A 15,613-nucleotide genomic window follows, 5' to 3' on the forward strand; every position below is an offset into this window, starting at 1 on the left:
ATTATTTGGGGTAGAGCGGCGGCAGGCTGCTGTCGCTGGCCGGGTCCTGGATGCGCTCGGCGACCGGGATCGCGCGGATCGCCCGCCACAGTTCCTCACCCTGCCAGTACTGGCCGCTTTCGCTGTAGAGCGCGCCATTGAGGCCGTCCAGGGCATCGGACAGGGTGACAAAACGCGCGGCCATGTCGGCCAGGGTTTCCGGTTGCTGCCGGGCCCAGGCATCCAGGGCCTGGCGGGTGGCCTGGGGATCGTTGGCCAGGCAGGTCCGTTTGAGGTCGTCGAGCAGCGTCCGTGGGCTCGGGCCGGTCTGGGCGGCGCGGTGCACCGCCGGCTGCGAGCGGGCCCGCCACCACAGGCCGAAACCCAGCAGGGTGGTGCAGGCGAGGATCAGCGTGCTGAGTTTCCAGGCCCACAGCAGCGGCGGTTGCGGCGGCGTGTTGTTGGCGGCACTGCTCACCGGCGTGTCCACCGCCAGGCTCGGGTTGTTCGCCACTTGCAGGGTCCGCGCCGGCAGTGTGCTGCGCTCCATATGCTCTTCATGGGTATTCCACCAGGTCACTTCCACCGCCGGCAGGTCGAAGCTGCCGCTGTGGGTCGGCACCAGCGCCTCACGTTCTTCGCGGGTGCCGATCAGGCCGCGTTCGGTGTTCTGGTTGCTCAGTTGCGCCTGGTCCGGGTAGCGCCGCAAGCCATTGAGGGTGGTCGCCGGCAGCGGCGGCAGTTGCCCGCTGGAGAGCCCTTCGGCCTTGAGGGTCAGGCTGCGGGTCAGGGAGTCGCCGACCTGGCTGTGATCCGGTTCCGGGCTCCAGCTTTCACTGAGGCTCAGGCTACGGGCCGGCAGCCACGGCACGTCGGCGGGCCAGGTATCGGGCTGGGGTTTGACCTGCAAGCGCATCTGCTCGGAGCTGACGCGCATCAATTTGCCGGGTTTGGCGCCCTGGGGCACCTGGCCCTGGTTTTGATTCGGCTGGGCGTCCACCAGGGTGGCGGTAAACACCTGCGCGGGGATCGTCAGTTCACCGCTGTGCTGCGGGTAGATCGCATAACGCCACTCGATCACGCCATGGCGCACGCCATTGATCAGCTTTTCGTAAGTGCGCGACTCGCCCAACTGCTCGATACGGGCATCGGGGATCTGCAAGGGGGTGAGGCTGCTGTCGTCATACAGCGACACCGAGTGATAGATGCGCAGGGTCAGCACGGCCTGGGCCTGGACGTAGACGCTGTCCTGGTCGAGGCTGGCGTCGATGAACACCGGCGCCAGGTTGCTGGCCGCGGCCTGGTCCTCGCCTTGCAGCACCTGCAGGGTGATCGGCTCGCTGCTGAGTTCGCCCAGGTGCAATTCCGGGATCGTCACGTTGCCGTTTGCCTTTGGCGTCAGGGTGACGATCCAGCGCGTGGTGGCCTGGCTTTCGCCGCCCAGGGTGGTCAACTGGTTGACCTGGCGGGTGCCGCGCACTTCGAACTGCGGGTCCAGCGGGGCCAGGTCGGGTTTGCCGAACTGGGTGACATCCTTCGATTCGAGGGTCAGTTCCACCGACTCGCCGGAGTTCAGGCGCGTGCGGTCGACGCTGGCCAGCAAGCCCTCGGCATGGGCCGACAGGTTGGCGCAGAGCAGCAGCGTAAGGAACAGGGAGAAGCGCAGGGTCATCGGGTCTTGTCCTGATGGAGCTGTTGTTCGTACCAGAATTTGCGCCGCAGCAGTTCTCCCGGGTCATCGGGGATCTGTCGCAGCCATTGTTCCAACGCCTGGTGGCGTTCACCGTCGATGATATCGGCGGCGGCCCGCAAGGGCGGATGGGTGGTCTGTTCGTCGCCCAGCTCGCTGCCGGGTACCTCGTTGCCGCCGGGCTGATTGCCCGCTTGGCTGGCCTGGGCGTCCGGCGGCTGGTTGCCGGTCGCCGGGTTCTGTTCCTGGGGCGCGGACTGCGCCGTGGCGGTGCTGGACGAATTCGTCCCGGCCGGGGCCGATTGCGCGGCGTTTTGTTCGTTGCCGGTTGTGGCGGCGTCGGCGGGCTTGCTTGGCTCAACCGGTGGCTTGGCCTGTTTTTCCCTGAGCAACTCTTCCACCAGTGTCCGGTTCTGCAAGGCTGGTCGCAAGTCCGGCTGACGTTCCAGGGCCTGTTCGTAGGCGTCCAGCGCTGCTTCCAGCTCGCCGCTGCGGGCCAGGGCATTGCCCCGATTGTAGTGGGCGTTGGCATCGTCGCCTTCGGCAAACTTCTTCGCGGCGGCGGCGTAGTCGCCGGCTTCATAGAGGGCCAGGCCTTGCCATTGCGGGTCCTCGAAATGTTGTGCGGCTTCGAGCGGGCGCTTTTGCTCAAGCAACTGCTGGCCCTGTTGGTCTGGCCGCAACCATAGATCCCTCAGCTCAAAGGCCTGGCTCGGCTGTGGGAACAGGAAGAACAGTGGCAGGCAGAACAACCAGCCACGCCGTCCGGCACAGGCGGCCAGCAGCAGGAGCGGCAACAGCAACCAGTAGCCCTGGTCGGCCCAGCTGTCGAGCTGCACGGTCTGGCCGTCCTTGCGCAGGTGGCGCGGGCCGTCCAGTAGGCCTAGGCCGCGCAGGTCGCTGTCGTCCAGGCGGGCCTGGCGGTAGCGGCCGCCGATTTCGCCGGCGAAGTCCTTCAGGCTCTGGCTGTCGAGATGCGGCACCAGGATCGTGCCCTGGTCGTCCTTGAGGAAACCGCCGTTCTCCTGGGCCACCGGCGCACCATCGCGGGTGCCGATCCCGAGGATCAGCAGGCTGTGGGGCTTACCGTCCAGGGCCTGGCGGATGCCTTGGCGTTCCTGCCCGCTGAGGGACGAGCCGATCAGCAGCAGCCGGCCTTCGCCCAGGGCGCCACGTTCGAGCAGGGTCAGGGCCTTTTTTACTGCAAGGTCGGCGCGATGGCCTTCCTCGGGCATGATCGAGGGTTTGATCGCGTCCAGCAGATTGCGGCTGGTGCCCAGGTCATCGGACAGCGGCACCAGCGTATGGGCGCTGCCGGCGTAGACGATGATCGCCGTCTGCGAGTCGCTGCGAGCGCGCAACAGGTCGAACAGTTTGCGCCGGGCCTGTTCCAGTCGATTTGGCGGGGTGTCGGTGGCGAGCATGTCCGGCGTCAGCTCGAGTAGCACCACCAGCGGGTCCAAGGGTTTCTGGGTGGACTCTTCGACCCGCTGCCAGCTCGGCCCGAGCAGGGCCAGGGCGGCGAGAGTCCAGCCCAGGCCGAGGACGATCAGGTGCAGTTTGCTGCTGTTGCGGCTGCCACCATTGAGCAGGACCCGATGGAACGCCGTCGGCAGGATCATCTGCCAGCGGCCGGCGCGCTTCTGCCGGTGCCAGAGTTGCCACAGCAACCAACCCAGCAGCGGCAGGACCAACAGCGAGATAGGGCGGAACCAGTGTGGCCAGAGGGCTTCGATCATCGACGCCTCCGCAGACGCAGGCGTTCCAGGCGTTGGCGCCATTCCGGGCGCTGCGGCAGGAACTGCCGGCGTGCCAGCCAGCGTTGCAGCAGGTTGTCCGGCCAGCGTTCGCGGATCACCAGCAACACGCTGATCAGCAGGGCCAAGCTGAGCGGCCAGTGATACAGCGCTCGGGCGGGGCGGGCCTGGGTGGGTTGTTGGGCGACAGGTTCAAGCTGGTCGAGGGTTTCCTTGATGGCTTGCAGCTCCTGGCCGTCGCGGGCACGGAAATAGCGACCGCCGGTGATGCTGGCGATCTCCTTCAGCGCCGGCTCGTCGAGGTCCATGCTCGGGTTCAGGCCGAGCATGCTCAGGGTCCCGGTTTGTTGCGGATCGGCACCCATGCCGATGGTGTAGATCTTCACGCTTTCTTCGGCGGCCAGGTGCGCGGCGGTGATCGGATCGATTTCGCCGGCGTTGTTGGCGCCGTCGGTGACCAGGATCAGCACCCGGCTTTGCGCCGGCCGCTGGCGCAGGCGCTTGATGGCCAGGCCAATGGCGTCGCCGATGGCGGTGTTCTTGCCGGCGATGCCGATCTTCGCTTCATCCAGCCAGATGCGCACGGTGCGTCGGTCGAAGGTCAGGGGGGCCTGCACATAGGCCTTGCTGCCGAACAGGATCAGGCCCACGCGATCGCCTTCGCGGTGCTCGAGAAAATCGCCGAGCAGGTGCTGGACCAGGCCCAGGCGGCTGATGTCCTCGTCCTGCCAACGCATGTCGGGGTATTCCATGGAACCGGACAGGTCCACCGCCACCAGCAGGTCACGACCGCTGGCGGCCAGCGGCAAGGGGTCGCCCAGCCATTGTGGCCGCGCAGCGGCGCATAACAGCAGCAGCCAGAGCAGGATGAACGGCAGTTGCTGGCGCCAGCTCGGCAGGCTGACCCGGGCGCGGCGGCGGGCCAGGCTTTCCAGATCGGCGAGAAAGCTGATCTTCAGCGATGCTTCGCCGCTGTCGGCCACCGGCAGCAGGATGCGCATCAGCCAGGGCAGCGGCAGCAAGGCAAAGAGCCAGGGCCAGGCGAACTCAAACATGTTTGCGGATCCAGGTGTCGATCGCCTGGCTCAACCCGGCGATGGCCTTGTCGTCGAGCTTGCATTCGGGTTTGTAGGCGCCTTCCACCAGCACCATCCAGCGGGTCAGGCCGGCGGCTGGACAGCGGTTGTCGAGGAACGCCAGCCATTTACGGCCATTGAGGGTGTGGCTCTGGCTGTAGGGGTAATGGTTGCGGCACAGGCGCTTGAGCAGGCCGTTGAGTTGTTGCAGCCAGGCTCCGGCCGGTGCGCCATCATAGGGCTTGGGCAACTGCGCGAGTTCCGCCAGGGCGGCCAGGCGCACCGGGTCCAGGGGCTGTTCGGCGCGGGCGACGGGGCGCTTGGCCGGCAGGAAGCGACGCAGGTACCAGAGCCCGACGCCCAGCAGCGGAATCAGTGCCAGCAGCAGCCACCAGCCCGGTGCCGGTGGCCAGAAACCCTGGATCGGCGGGGTGATCAGCGGTTGCAGTTGCTCCAGGCTGCTCATGGTTGTTTCCCCGGTCGCTGGGGGTTCAGGTACTCGCGTAACTGCTCGACCATTTCGCTCTGGGTGCTCAAGGGCATCAACAGCACCCGCAGTTTCTGCGCCAGCAGCTCCCAGCGGGCAATCCGTGCTTCACCCTGGGCGCGGTAGGTCTGGCGCAGCTCCAGGTTGAGGGTGTCGAGTTCCAACTGCGCACCGCGCTCGGCAAAACGCAACAGGCCGGCGGCGGGGAGGGCATGGTCGAGGGGATCGGAGACCGGCAGCATCAGCAGGTCGCAATGACGCGAGAGCAGGCTGAGTTGTTGTTCGGCGGCATCGTTCAGGGCTCGCTCGTCACAGATCACGATCACCAGGCTGCCGGGGCGCAGCACCTTGCGCGCGCGGATCAGCGCCAGGCCCAGGGCATTGGGATCGGCGGCGGTTTCGGTGTGCAGCGAGTGGTTGACCCGCACCAGGCGGTTGAGCAGTTGCAACAGGCTTTGCTTGCTGCGCCGCGGCTTGATCTCGTAGTGCTCGTTGTCGCCGTAGACCAGGCCGCCGACCCGGTCGTTGTGGCCCAGGGCGGCCCAGCCGATCAGGCTCGCGGCCTGGGCGGCGAGCACCGACTTGAAGGTCAGCCCCGAGCCGAAGAACAGCTGGCGGCTCTGTTCCACCAGAATGAAGATCGGCCGTTCGCGTTCTTCGTGAAACAGCTTGGTATGGGGTTCCTGGGTGCGGGCGGTGACGCGCCAGTCGATGGTGCGCACATCGTCGCCGGCCTGGTAGACCCGCACCTGGTCGAAATCGACCCCACGCCCGCGCAGTTTCGAGTGGTGCAGGCCGATCAGCGGGCTGCGCTGGCTCGGCGTCGAGAACAGCTGCACTTCGCGCACGCGATGGCGCATCTCGATCAGTTCGGCGAGGGTGGTGCGGATACCGGGTTCGGCGGGCAGGGGCGCGATCATGGTCCGGGTCAGGCGACGGCGACGACATCGAGGATGCGCTGCACCACCCGATCCTGGTCGATCCCGGCGGCTTCGGCCTCGAACGACAGGATGATACGGTGGCGCAGTACGTCGAACAGCACCGCCTGGATATCCTCGGGGCTGACGAAATCGCGACCGGCCAGCCAGGCATGGGCCCGCGCGCAACGGTCCAGGGCGATGGAGCCGCGAGGGCTGGCGCCGTAGGCGATCCATTCGGCCATCTCCGGGTCGAACTTGGCCGGCGTACGGGTCGCCATCACCAGTTGCACCAGATACTCCTCCACCGCATCGGCCATGTACAAGCCGAGGATTTCCTTGCGCGCGGCGAAGATCGCCTGCTGGCTGACCCGGCGCTCGGGCTTGGTTTCGCCGTTCAGGGCTTCGCCCCGGGCCTGTTGCAGGATGCGCCGTTCGACCGAGGCATCGGGGAAACCGATCTTGACGTGCATCAGGAAACGGTCGAGCTGGGCTTCGGGCAGCGGGTAGGTGCCTTCCTGCTCGATCGGGTTCTGGGTCGCCATCACCAGGAACAATGGCGACAGGTCGTAGGTGCTGCGCCCGACGCTGACCTGGCGTTCGGCCATGGCTTCCAGCAGGGCCGACTGGACCTTGGCCGGCGCGCGGTTGATTTCATCCGCCAGCACCAGGTTGTGGAAGATCGGGCCTTGCTGGAACACGAAACTGCCGGTTTCCGGGCGATAGATCTCGGTGCCGGTGATGTCGGCCGGGAGCAGGTCGGGGGTGAACTGGATGCGATGGAACTGCGCTTCGATGCCTTCGGCCAACTCCTTGATGGCCTTGGTCTTGGCCAGGCCCGGGGCGCCTTCGACCAGTATGTGACCGTCGGCCAGCAGGGCGATCAACAGGCGCTCGACGAGTTTTTCCTGGCCGAGGATCTGGGCTGAGAGAAAGGTTCGCAGCGCAAGCAGCGCTTCACGATGTTCCATCGATGAGTGTTCCTGGAGAGGGTGGCCGACGGCATTCGAATGAATGTCACGGCTGGGGGCGTTACTTTAATGCATCGGGGGTGGTGGCGACTAACGGCTATGGGGATTTTTATGGATTTTGAGGAAAAGTCTTACCTGGTTGGGAATCATCTCCTGTAAGCAGCCCCGCCCAGGTGATTTCTCACTGGGCGGGGGGGCGCTCGCGTTACGGGTTATTGGGCCAGTGCGCAGCCATAGTCCTGGATCTCGCCGGCGGAGCCGCGGCTGAAACCGACCAGGCTCAAACGGTTCGCCAGCAGCAACAGGTCACCGCCGGGCGCTACCACCAGGGCCAGGCCATAGTGGGACAGGCTGTCACCCTGTTGTCGGGCATATTCACCCAGCACCTTGAACGGGTTTTCCTGTTTCAGGTCCTGGCCGTTCAGGCGTTTCGCCAGGTACTCATGGCCGTTCAGCCTGACCGCCAGGGGCTGCCACGCCTGGGTCACCCGCGGGGCTTGTTCGACCAGTTGCTGGTAGATCCCGGGGCGCAGGCAGGCCAGATGGATATGCAGTTGGCCCTGGGAGCGGCCATACGGCGAGTTGATGGCCAGCGAGAGAAACTCGTCCTTGATCGGTTTGCCGGCTTCGGCGGACAGGCGCCCACGTTGCTGCCAGGCACTGGCGAAAAAGGCGTAGGCATTGTCCTCGAGCAGCAGCGGACTCTCGATGCCGGTGACCCGGTCAGTGGGAATGGTCAGGTCATGCAGCGGGCCCTGGCGATCCTTGAGCAAGGCAACGTGCTGCTGCAGATCCACCCTCAGGCACGGCGCGGGGTTCTGGGCGTCCTGCTGATGGGGCACGCATTGCTGGCCGACAATCTGCCAAAGCGCATTGCCTTTGCCGAGTCCCCAGATCAGCCAGGACCCCGCCGCCAGTACAGCGACCACCAACACCAGCCCTGAAATTTTCAGCCACTTGCTCATGCCACTTTCCTGATCAGAAGTAAAAACCGGGACACTCTAAACCAGCTCTTCGTGCTTTTTTGTGTCGATTCTGATCGCGGATGTTTCAAGCCAATCGGCTGTCAGCCCAGTTCGCTGACATAGGTGCCGGTGCCGGCAAGAATATTTTTCAGGGTTTGCTCGACTTCGGCCAGGTCGGCCGCGGCGGTCTGGTGCTGGATCTCGAGGTGATCGTCGCCGTTGAGCGCATCGGCATCGGCGGCGGCGATTTCGATCAGCAGGCGCGTGGCGCTGAGGGTCACCTTGATGCCGTCCAGGGTGGAGGGTTCGCCATCGAGGGTGATCTCCAGCTCATCCTCGTCGGGATAGCGGGTCATCAGGAACATTTCGCCCTTGTCGCTATGGCAGCAGAGCATGGCCATCTTGTCTTCTTCATCGTCGCAGGGGTTGGCGATAAGGTGGGCGGTGCTGAGCTGCATGGGGGAATGTCCTGTCTGGGCGGGGGGAGCGCTATTTTGCCTGTATTCGGGATATTTTTCAGGGTTGAGTGACTGGAAAGCTTAATGGTTATAAGACGCATCCGGATATGGTTTGATTATTTCTATCGTCAGGGGGTACTCGTACAGACCTGTCATTTCTGACAGTAGACGTTGTCGCCGGAAGTCTTGATAATCACCGTCAAGCCGAGTTCCAGCATTTGTCGTCCGGTTGAAGATTTTTCGTAAGAATCTTTTGACGGAGGGCTGGGCCTTGAAAGTCTCAATCTTGATGTGTACCTATAATGGCCAGCGGTTTCTGGCCGAACAGATCAACTCCTTTGAGCGTCAAAGCCATTTCAACTGGAGCCTGGCAATATCCGACGACGGCTCCACGGATAACACTCTGGAAGTCGTCCGCCGTTGTGCCAGTGATTGGCCGCGAGATCGCCTGAAAATATTTTCCGGGCCGAAGAAGGGCTTTGCGGCCAACTTTCTCTCATTGACCTGTCGTGCTGAAGTTCAGGCGGATTTTTACGCCTGGTCCGATCAGGACGATATCTGGAACGAGGACAAACTCGAAACGGCGCTGATGTGGCTGCAAAGTGTGCCTGAGCAGGTCCCGGCACTTTATTGTGGTCGCACCCAATTGATCAGTGAGTTGGGCATCGCCGCCGGCCAGTCGCCGAAGTTTTCCCAGCCGCCGAAGTTTGCCAATGCCCTGGTACAGTGCATCGGCGGTGGTAATACCATGGTATTCAATCATGCCGCCCGGGAGCTTCTACGCGAAGCGGGCCCGTATATCGCCATTGTTTCCCATGACTGGTGGGCTTATCAACTGGTGTCCGGTGCCAAGGGCGGCGTGGTCTTTTACGATCCCCATGCCAAGACCCTCTATCGTCAGCACAAGAGCAATCTGGTGGGCAGTAATGCCAGTTGGTGGGCGCGTCTTTATCGACTGTGGATGGTGCTCCATGGGCGCTTTCATGAGTGGAGCAGGAAAAATATCCGAGCGCTGGAAGTGATGAGCCATCGCCTGGATAAGCAGAGTGTTGAAACCCTTTCAAACTTCAAAGCGGCTCGCGATCAGCCACTGTTCCCTCGGCTCGCCGGTATTCGCCGTTCCGGCGTCTATCGACAGACACTCGGCGGCAATCTGGGACTGCTGTTTGCTGCCTTGATCAGAAAAATCTGAACGTCTTTTGTGATTGGCGGTTTGTTTAGCCCGGCCTAGAGGCCGCTGTTTTCTGATGAACAGAAGGAGGGATCGAATGCATGAGCTCACGAGCGGGCAGAGGGATATGTCGCGGGGTGTGTGGCGTCACCGAGGTCTCGTGTTGATGTTGGCACGGCGTGACATTGTCGGGCGCTATCGCGGTTCATTTCTGGGCGTTTTATGGTCACTGGTTTATCCGCTGTTCATGTTGGGTATCTACTCCTTTGTCTTTGGCGGGATATTCAAATCTCGTTGGGGCGCCGGCAATAGTTCGCCGTTGGAGTTTTCCCTGATTCTTTTTGTCGGCATGATTGTCTTCAATCTGTTCTCTGAATGTATCAGTCGAGCGCCGGGCGTGGTGCTCGCTCATACCAACTATGTCAAGAAAATTGTCTTCCCACTTGAAGTGCTGCCGATTGTGCTGCTGGCGGGTGCGCTGTTTCAGTTTCTGGTCAATCTATGTGTCTGGCTGGTGTTCTATTCGCTGTTTTTCCAGAGTCCGCACCTGACCTCACTGTTGCTGCCCCTGGTGATACTGCCGTTGCTGTTGTTTACCCTTGGGGTGTCCTGGGTCCTGGCGTCATTGGGCACTTACCTTCGCGATATCGGCCACCTGGTCGGTGTATTGATCACCGCACTGCTGTTTCTGTCCCCGATCTTTTATCCGGTCACTGCGTTGCCCGAACGCTTCCAGCACCTCATGTATCTGAATCCATTGGCCCAGGTTATTGAAAATGCCCGGCAGGTGCTGATCTGGGACACGTTGCCCGACCCGGGGCCCTGGTGCTTGTCGTTGCTGGCCAGTGGCGTGCTCGCCTGGCTCGGGCTGACCTTTTTCCAACAAACCCGCAGGGGGTTTGCCGATGTCCTCTGATATTGCCATCTCCGCTGAGGGGCTCAGCAAGTGCTACCAGATCTACAACAAACCCAGTGATCGGCTGGTGCAAATGCTGTCGTTCGGGCGAAAGCGTTATTACCGAGAGTTCTGGGCACTGAAAGATGTCTCGTTCGAAATGAAAAAGGGCGAGGCCATCGGGGTGATTGGTCGCAACGGTTCCGGTAAATCAACGTTGTTGCAGCTGATTTGCGGAACCTTGACGCCGGCATCGGGCGCCATTCGGGTTCAGGGACGGGTGGCGGCATTGCTGGAGTTGGGGGCCGGTTTCAACCTCGAGTTCACCGGGCGCGAAAATGTCTATATGGCGGCTTCGCTGTATGGCTTGAGCATCGAAGACATCAATCTGCGATTTTCCGCGATAGCGGCCTTTGCGGATATCGGCGGATTTATGGAGCAGCCGGTCAAAACCTACTCCAGCGGTATGTACGTGCGTCTGGCGTTTGCGGTCATTGCCCATGTCGATGCCGATATCCTGGTGATAGACGAAGCCCTCTCGGTAGGCGATGCCTACTTCTCGCAAAAGTGCATGCGTTTTATCCGCAAGTTCAAGGAAGAGCATTCACTGATCTTTGTCAGTCACGACACGGCTTCGGTCATCAATCTTTGCGATCGGGTACTGTGGCTGGATCATGGGCAGCCCAGGGAAATGGGCGAGGCTCGCTGGGTCTGCGAGCGTTATCTGAATGACTTGTTTTCCTCTATCAGTCGCGATCAGTCGGGAGCGACGGGGCAGCAGGACGCGCAACTTGAAAGCGCCATGAAGCGACAGGGGCGTACGACCTTGGAGTGGCGCGATCAGCGCGCGGATTACATCAATTCGAGCAATCTCAGAAATGATATCGAGGTGTTCAGGTTCGATCCGCAAGCGCCCGATGCCTTTGGTGGTGAGGAGGCTCGAATCATCGCGGTGAGGTTGACCGACTCGTCCGGCGCGGGGCTGACCTGGATATTGGGCGGTGAGCGCGTCAGCCTCAAGATAGAGGCCCAGACCTTTGTGTTTCTGGACAGACCCATTATCGGTTTTTTTGTAAAGGACCGCCTGGGACAGACCCTGTTTGGTGACAACACCTATATCAGCCAACTGGGCAGCACCTGTTCCGCGCAGGCGGGGTCGATATTGACAGCGGAGTTCGAGTTTTTCATGCCCTGGCTGGCAAAAGGTGACTATGTGATTCAAGTCGCTATCGCCAATGGTGAACAGCATGATCACAAGCAATTGCATTGGTGTCATGAAGGTTTGCTGATCAGGTCGCACCACGATCCGGTATCGACCGGAATTATGGGTATCCCCTTCCTGAATATAAGCCTGAGTGTTGATCACCACTGAGTGTAAAGGAGGTTTATGCATCCTTCTGCAATGATGCACGGCAAGCATTTTATCGAGTCGCTCCAGTACCGGGATGGTCGGCAGGTCAAAGTCGTTGAAGTGGGCTCCCAGGACGTCAACGGATCACTCAGGGCTTTTATTCCTGACGGCTATCACTACATCGGGTGTGATTTTGTCGAGGGGCGCAATGTTGACCAGGTTCTGGAGGACCCTTATTGCCTGCCCTTCGAGGAGTGCTCTGTCGATGTGGTGATTGCCAGTTCCTGTTTCGAACATTCGGATATGTTCTGGTTGGTGTTCCTGGAGGTCCTGAGGATTCTGAAGGCGGACGGGCTGTTTTATTTGAATACCCCCAGCAATGGTTATATTCATCGTCACCCGGTAGACAGCTGGCGTTTTTATCCTGACTCAGGAAAGTCGTTGGTTCAATGGGGGCAGAGAAATGGCTACTCGCCGGTGCTGATCGAGTCATTTGTCGGCGCTCAGCTTGGTCCGCGTCCGGAAGAGCGTTGGAATGATTATGTGGGCGTATTTGGCAAAACCGGGGAAAGTATTTCCCGGGTCGCCTTCCACGTCTCGGACAAGGTCGGACGAGTCCGCTATTTGCAGCGATACGATCTTGGCGTTGAAACCGTCGAGCCCAGTGAGCCTGAGGATCTCATGAATATCCTCAAGCTTGATGAAGAAAATGCTGCGCTGAAGGAGCAAATGACAGGCCTTGAAGAGGTCAACGCCGAGCTGAAGTCGGGTATGACCAGGTTGGAAGAGGTGAATGCTGAGCTGAGGTCAGGCCTGACCAGGCTTGGGGAGGTCAACTCTGAACTGAAGTCCGGTGTGATCAGGCTCGAAGCTGAGCATGCCACGCTGACGAATCGAATCAGCGGTCTCGAACAGGCTGGAGATGTCCTGCGTGGCCGGGTTTCTGAGCTGATGTTGCAGAACCGGGCGTTGTTGACGTCCCATTCCTGGCAACTGACGGCGCCTCTACGATTTATCAAGCAGTTGCTGTCGGGACGTTCCGTAGCTGTCGGCTCGCCGTTACCGCGCAAATTGAAGTCCCTTGGCCGCGCTGTTTATCGTCGTGCGCCGGCATTTGTGCAGCCGTTATTGCGTCGGGTCGCGTTCAGGCTCTTTGGCCATCGGCTTTTACAGGGTGCGATAAATATTGCACCTGGCCATTTCGGGACGGCCAGGGAATCGATACGCAGCCTGGACTACCGGGAGTTGGCAGACAAGGGACGGGGCGCTGCAAACGTGAAGGTACAGAGTGTCGCGGTGGTCATTCATGTGTTTTACCCCGACGTCTTTGAAGAGATGGCGCATTACTTCCGGAATCTGGGACGCAACTGTGATTTCTATCTCACGGTAACGGATGAGGCGAGTCGTCTGGCGGTGATGCAGGTGCTGGACGGGCATGGCATCGTTCGTTATGAAGTGAAAGTGTGTCCGAACCGCGGACGGAATTTTGCGCCCTGGTTGGTGGCGTTCAGCACGCAGATACAGGCGCATGAATTGATGCTGCACCTGCACACTAAAAAATCGCTGCGCACAGGCGGCGATCAGAAAGCCTGGAGGACGTATCTGTTCGACTGTTTGCTGGGAAGCCCGGACATCGTCGACTTGATTCGAGGGGTCTATCGAGATCAACCGCAAGCCGGTGTCATTGCCCCTGAAACCTATGCGCAAGGTGCAAGTTACTGGTTTCATCACTGGTTATCCGTTGGGCATCTACTGCCGGATTTTTTCGCCAGGTTGAATATCACTCGCTACCCCAAGCGAGGTTTTATTGATTTTCCGGTAGGCGCGATGTTCTGGGCGCGCGTTGCCGCCTTGAAGCCTTTGTTCGATGTCGAATGGCGTTACGAAGACTTCGAGCCTGAGCCGGCCGGAGATGACGGTACGCTGCCCCATGTGATCGAACGTTCCATTGGCGTCATTGCCGAGGAGACAGGCTATGTCTATGGGGAAATCAATCCGCGAAGTGAACGCTTTCTTTGGGGGGGCGGCAGTAAGTTATTGAGTCATTACCTTGAAACGAGCAGGCACATCAAGGAGGCTGCCGGATTCCCGGTGGTGTCTTTTGATTTTTTCGATACCCTGTTCTCCAGGATTTCCGTATCGCCTGAAGATGTACAGCATTACATCGGTTTTGAGCTGGAACAGCGTCATTCTATGTCCTGCGCCGACGACTTCTATACCGTCCGAAAGTCAGCCGAGTCGCGAGCACGAGCGCTTGCGGAAAACGGTGAGGTCAAACTGTCTGATATTTATGGGTGTTTCTCTTTTTTCGGCTGGGAGGCTGATATCGCCCGGGCCGCGATGGCGATAGAGCTGGAAATCGAGCAACGCTGCTTGGTCCCGCGGCGTGCGGTTCTCGGTGTGCTCTGTGGGTTCAAACTTCAGGGCAAGCGGGTGATCGTGGTCAGCGACAGTTATTTCGAGCGCTCTTTCATCGTGGCGGTGCTGGAAAAGTTTGGGGTCATGGGGCAGGTCGACGAGATTTATGTTTCCAGCGAGTTAGGCCGGCGCAAGGATCGGGGCGATATATGGCCTTATCTGATCGCTCTCGAAGGGCCGTTGATCCGGCATATGGGCGATAACGAGCAGTCGGATATCCAGCAGGTGCTGCGTAATGGGCTCTCTGCGGTGGGCATCCTCAATCCTGCCGTCCTGGCGCTGGAGCGGGGATTGCAGTTGCCTGACGGATGGCGCGAAGGCGAGGGTGACTGGCGTGATGGGCTGGCACTGGGGCCAGCGGTTCAGGCTATTGCCAACAACCCTCTGTTGGACAAGGGCTTCAAACCCGTGGTGCTGGCCAACCTGGTCGATGTCGGGTATCTGGTCTATGGCCCACTGATCATGGCCTTTTTGAATTGGCTGGGTAAACAGCTGGTATCGGGGCATTACGAGCGCGTGTTGTTTTTGGCCAGGGACGGGTTCTACCTCAAGGAGATTTTTGACCAGCATTATGCCGACTTGTTCAGGGAAACGACCGAGTACTTCTTTTGCTCGCGGCAATCGTTGCTGGCGGTGTTGTGGGGGCAGGGGATCGAAGTTGAAGATTTATTCCGTGGCGGGCGGTTCAATGGCACGATGAGTGCTTTGTTGAAAGCCAGACTGGGTTTTGCCGCCGTGGGCGGTAATGAACTCGTTGTCCTGCCGGGGGATGAGGCCAAGGTCAAGCAATATGTACTTGATCACCGCGATGTCATCGCCGGTTATTGCATCGAGCAGTCAGCGGCCTTCAGCTCCTATATGGCGGCGCTCGACATCGATCCGGCGGCTCGTTGCGCATTGGTGGACCTGGGATATGCCGGCACCATCCAGCACCGGCTTCAGAAAATCCTCCAGCGTCCGTTGGACGGTTTTTACATGATCACCAATCCGGCAGCGCAGCAGGTGGAGGAGGCTGGGGGGCAAATCCAGGGCTTTTTCAACGATGCACTTCACCTGAAACGGAGCATGCAACCGGTTGAAGCCCACAGCCTGGCCCTGGAAGCGGTCTTTACCGCGCCCCATGGCCAGGTGGTCGGCTACACCCGCCCCCCGGCTGACGCGCCCCTCGCGTTGGCGGAGCGGATTGTTTTCTCAGGCAAGGACCAGCCTGCCCTCGACCTGGTTTGCACCGTGATAGAGGGCGTGAACCGCTATTTTTCCAGCTTGCTCGAGGCCTATGGCCCCTCGGTGCTGAAGGTGGAGTTTTCCCCGGTGACGGCCCAGTACCCCTTCGCGCTGATGATCGAAGGAGGCATCGTCCTGCCCGAGGCATTTGCGGGCCACTTCAAGGTCGAAGATGACTTCTGCGGTAACGGCGAATTGAACGTCTCGCAGTTCCTGGGGCTTCGCGTTTCATCTTTTTAAGCACACCTTCCGCA

Annotated in this window: 12 protein-coding genes; 4 read left to right on the plus strand and 8 right to left on the minus strand. The window is 60.6% G+C overall.

Features of this window, described 5'->3' with window-relative positions; all coding sequences use genetic code 11:
* Position 1 precedes the first annotated feature (1 nt).
* The 8 genes from M5C01_RS04475 to M5C01_RS04510 form a co-directional block, all read right to left on the minus strand.
* Positions 2-1,651, minus strand: coding sequence for a BatD family protein (locus tag M5C01_RS04475; RefSeq protein WP_152737424.1), 1,650 nt, complete (start codon positions 1,649-1,651; stop codon positions 2-4).
* Positions 1,648-3,408 carry a tetratricopeptide repeat protein gene (locus M5C01_RS04480; RefSeq protein ID WP_152737425.1) on the minus strand — a complete coding sequence of 587 codons (1,761 nt, stop codon included), beginning with the start codon at positions 3,406-3,408 and terminating at the stop codon, positions 1,648-1,650. The genes M5C01_RS04475 and M5C01_RS04480 overlap by 4 nt, the downstream gene beginning before the upstream one ends.
* Positions 3,405-4,481, minus strand: a complete 1,077-nt coding sequence (locus tag M5C01_RS04485; RefSeq protein WP_152737426.1) for a VWA domain-containing protein — start codon at positions 4,479-4,481, stop codon at positions 3,405-3,407. The genes M5C01_RS04480 and M5C01_RS04485 overlap by 4 nt, the downstream gene beginning before the upstream one ends.
* A complete protein-coding gene (locus M5C01_RS04490) occupies positions 4,474-4,968 on the minus strand; it encodes a DUF4381 domain-containing protein (protein WP_100942933.1) in 495 nt (164 codons plus the stop codon). The genes M5C01_RS04485 and M5C01_RS04490 overlap by 8 nt, the downstream gene beginning before the upstream one ends.
* Positions 4,965-5,909 (minus strand): DUF58 domain-containing protein, encoded by a 945-nt coding sequence (locus tag M5C01_RS04495; RefSeq protein ID WP_152737427.1) that lies wholly within the window; start codon positions 5,907-5,909, stop codon positions 4,965-4,967. Before M5C01_RS04495 ends, M5C01_RS04490 begins: the two co-directional genes overlap by 4 nt.
* A gap of 8 nt (positions 5,910-5,917) precedes the next feature.
* The gene (locus M5C01_RS04500; protein ID WP_103495776.1) at positions 5,918-6,877 is read right to left on the minus strand and encodes a MoxR family ATPase; all 960 of its coding nucleotides are present in this window, start codon (positions 6,875-6,877) and stop codon (positions 5,918-5,920) included.
* Between the two features lie 212 nt (positions 6,878-7,089).
* Complete coding sequence (locus M5C01_RS04505; RefSeq protein ID WP_103495775.1) at positions 7,090-7,842, minus strand: CDP-diacylglycerol diphosphatase; 753 nt, start codon at positions 7,840-7,842, stop codon at positions 7,090-7,092.
* 101 nt (positions 7,843-7,943) lie between these two features.
* Positions 7,944-8,300, minus strand: coding sequence for a hypothetical protein (locus M5C01_RS04510; RefSeq protein ID WP_152737428.1), 357 nt, complete (start codon positions 8,298-8,300; stop codon positions 7,944-7,946).
* A 271-nt stretch (positions 8,301-8,571) separates the two neighbouring features.
* Here M5C01_RS04510 and M5C01_RS04515 point away from each other — a divergent pair, with 271 nt between their 5' ends.
* From M5C01_RS04515 to M5C01_RS04530, 4 genes are all read left to right on the plus strand, one after another.
* Positions 8,572-9,492: a glycosyltransferase family 2 protein gene (locus tag M5C01_RS04515; RefSeq protein ID WP_283094104.1), complete on the plus strand. Its 921-nt coding sequence runs from the start codon at positions 8,572-8,574 to the stop codon at positions 9,490-9,492.
* Positions 9,493-9,568: 76 nt separating this feature from the next.
* Positions 9,569-10,387 carry an ABC transporter permease gene (locus M5C01_RS04520; protein ID WP_178129756.1) on the plus strand — a complete coding sequence of 273 codons (819 nt, stop codon included), beginning with the start codon at positions 9,569-9,571 and terminating at the stop codon, positions 10,385-10,387.
* Positions 10,377-11,738, plus strand: coding sequence for an ABC transporter ATP-binding protein (locus M5C01_RS04525; RefSeq protein WP_152737583.1), 1,362 nt, complete (start codon positions 10,377-10,379; stop codon positions 11,736-11,738). The genes M5C01_RS04520 and M5C01_RS04525 overlap by 11 nt, the downstream gene beginning before the upstream one ends.
* A gap of 15 nt (positions 11,739-11,753) precedes the next feature.
* Entirely contained in the window at positions 11,754-15,599 is a 3,846-nt protein-coding gene (locus M5C01_RS04530; protein ID WP_152737429.1) for a rhamnan synthesis F family protein, read from the plus strand.
* The last annotated feature ends 14 nt before the right edge of the window (positions 15,600-15,613 follow it).

This window comes from Pseudomonas sp. MWU12-2319 (genome assembly GCF_023242525.1).
GTDB classification, from domain to species: Bacteria; Pseudomonadota; Gammaproteobacteria; order Pseudomonadales; family Pseudomonadaceae; genus Aquipseudomonas; species Aquipseudomonas gingeri_D.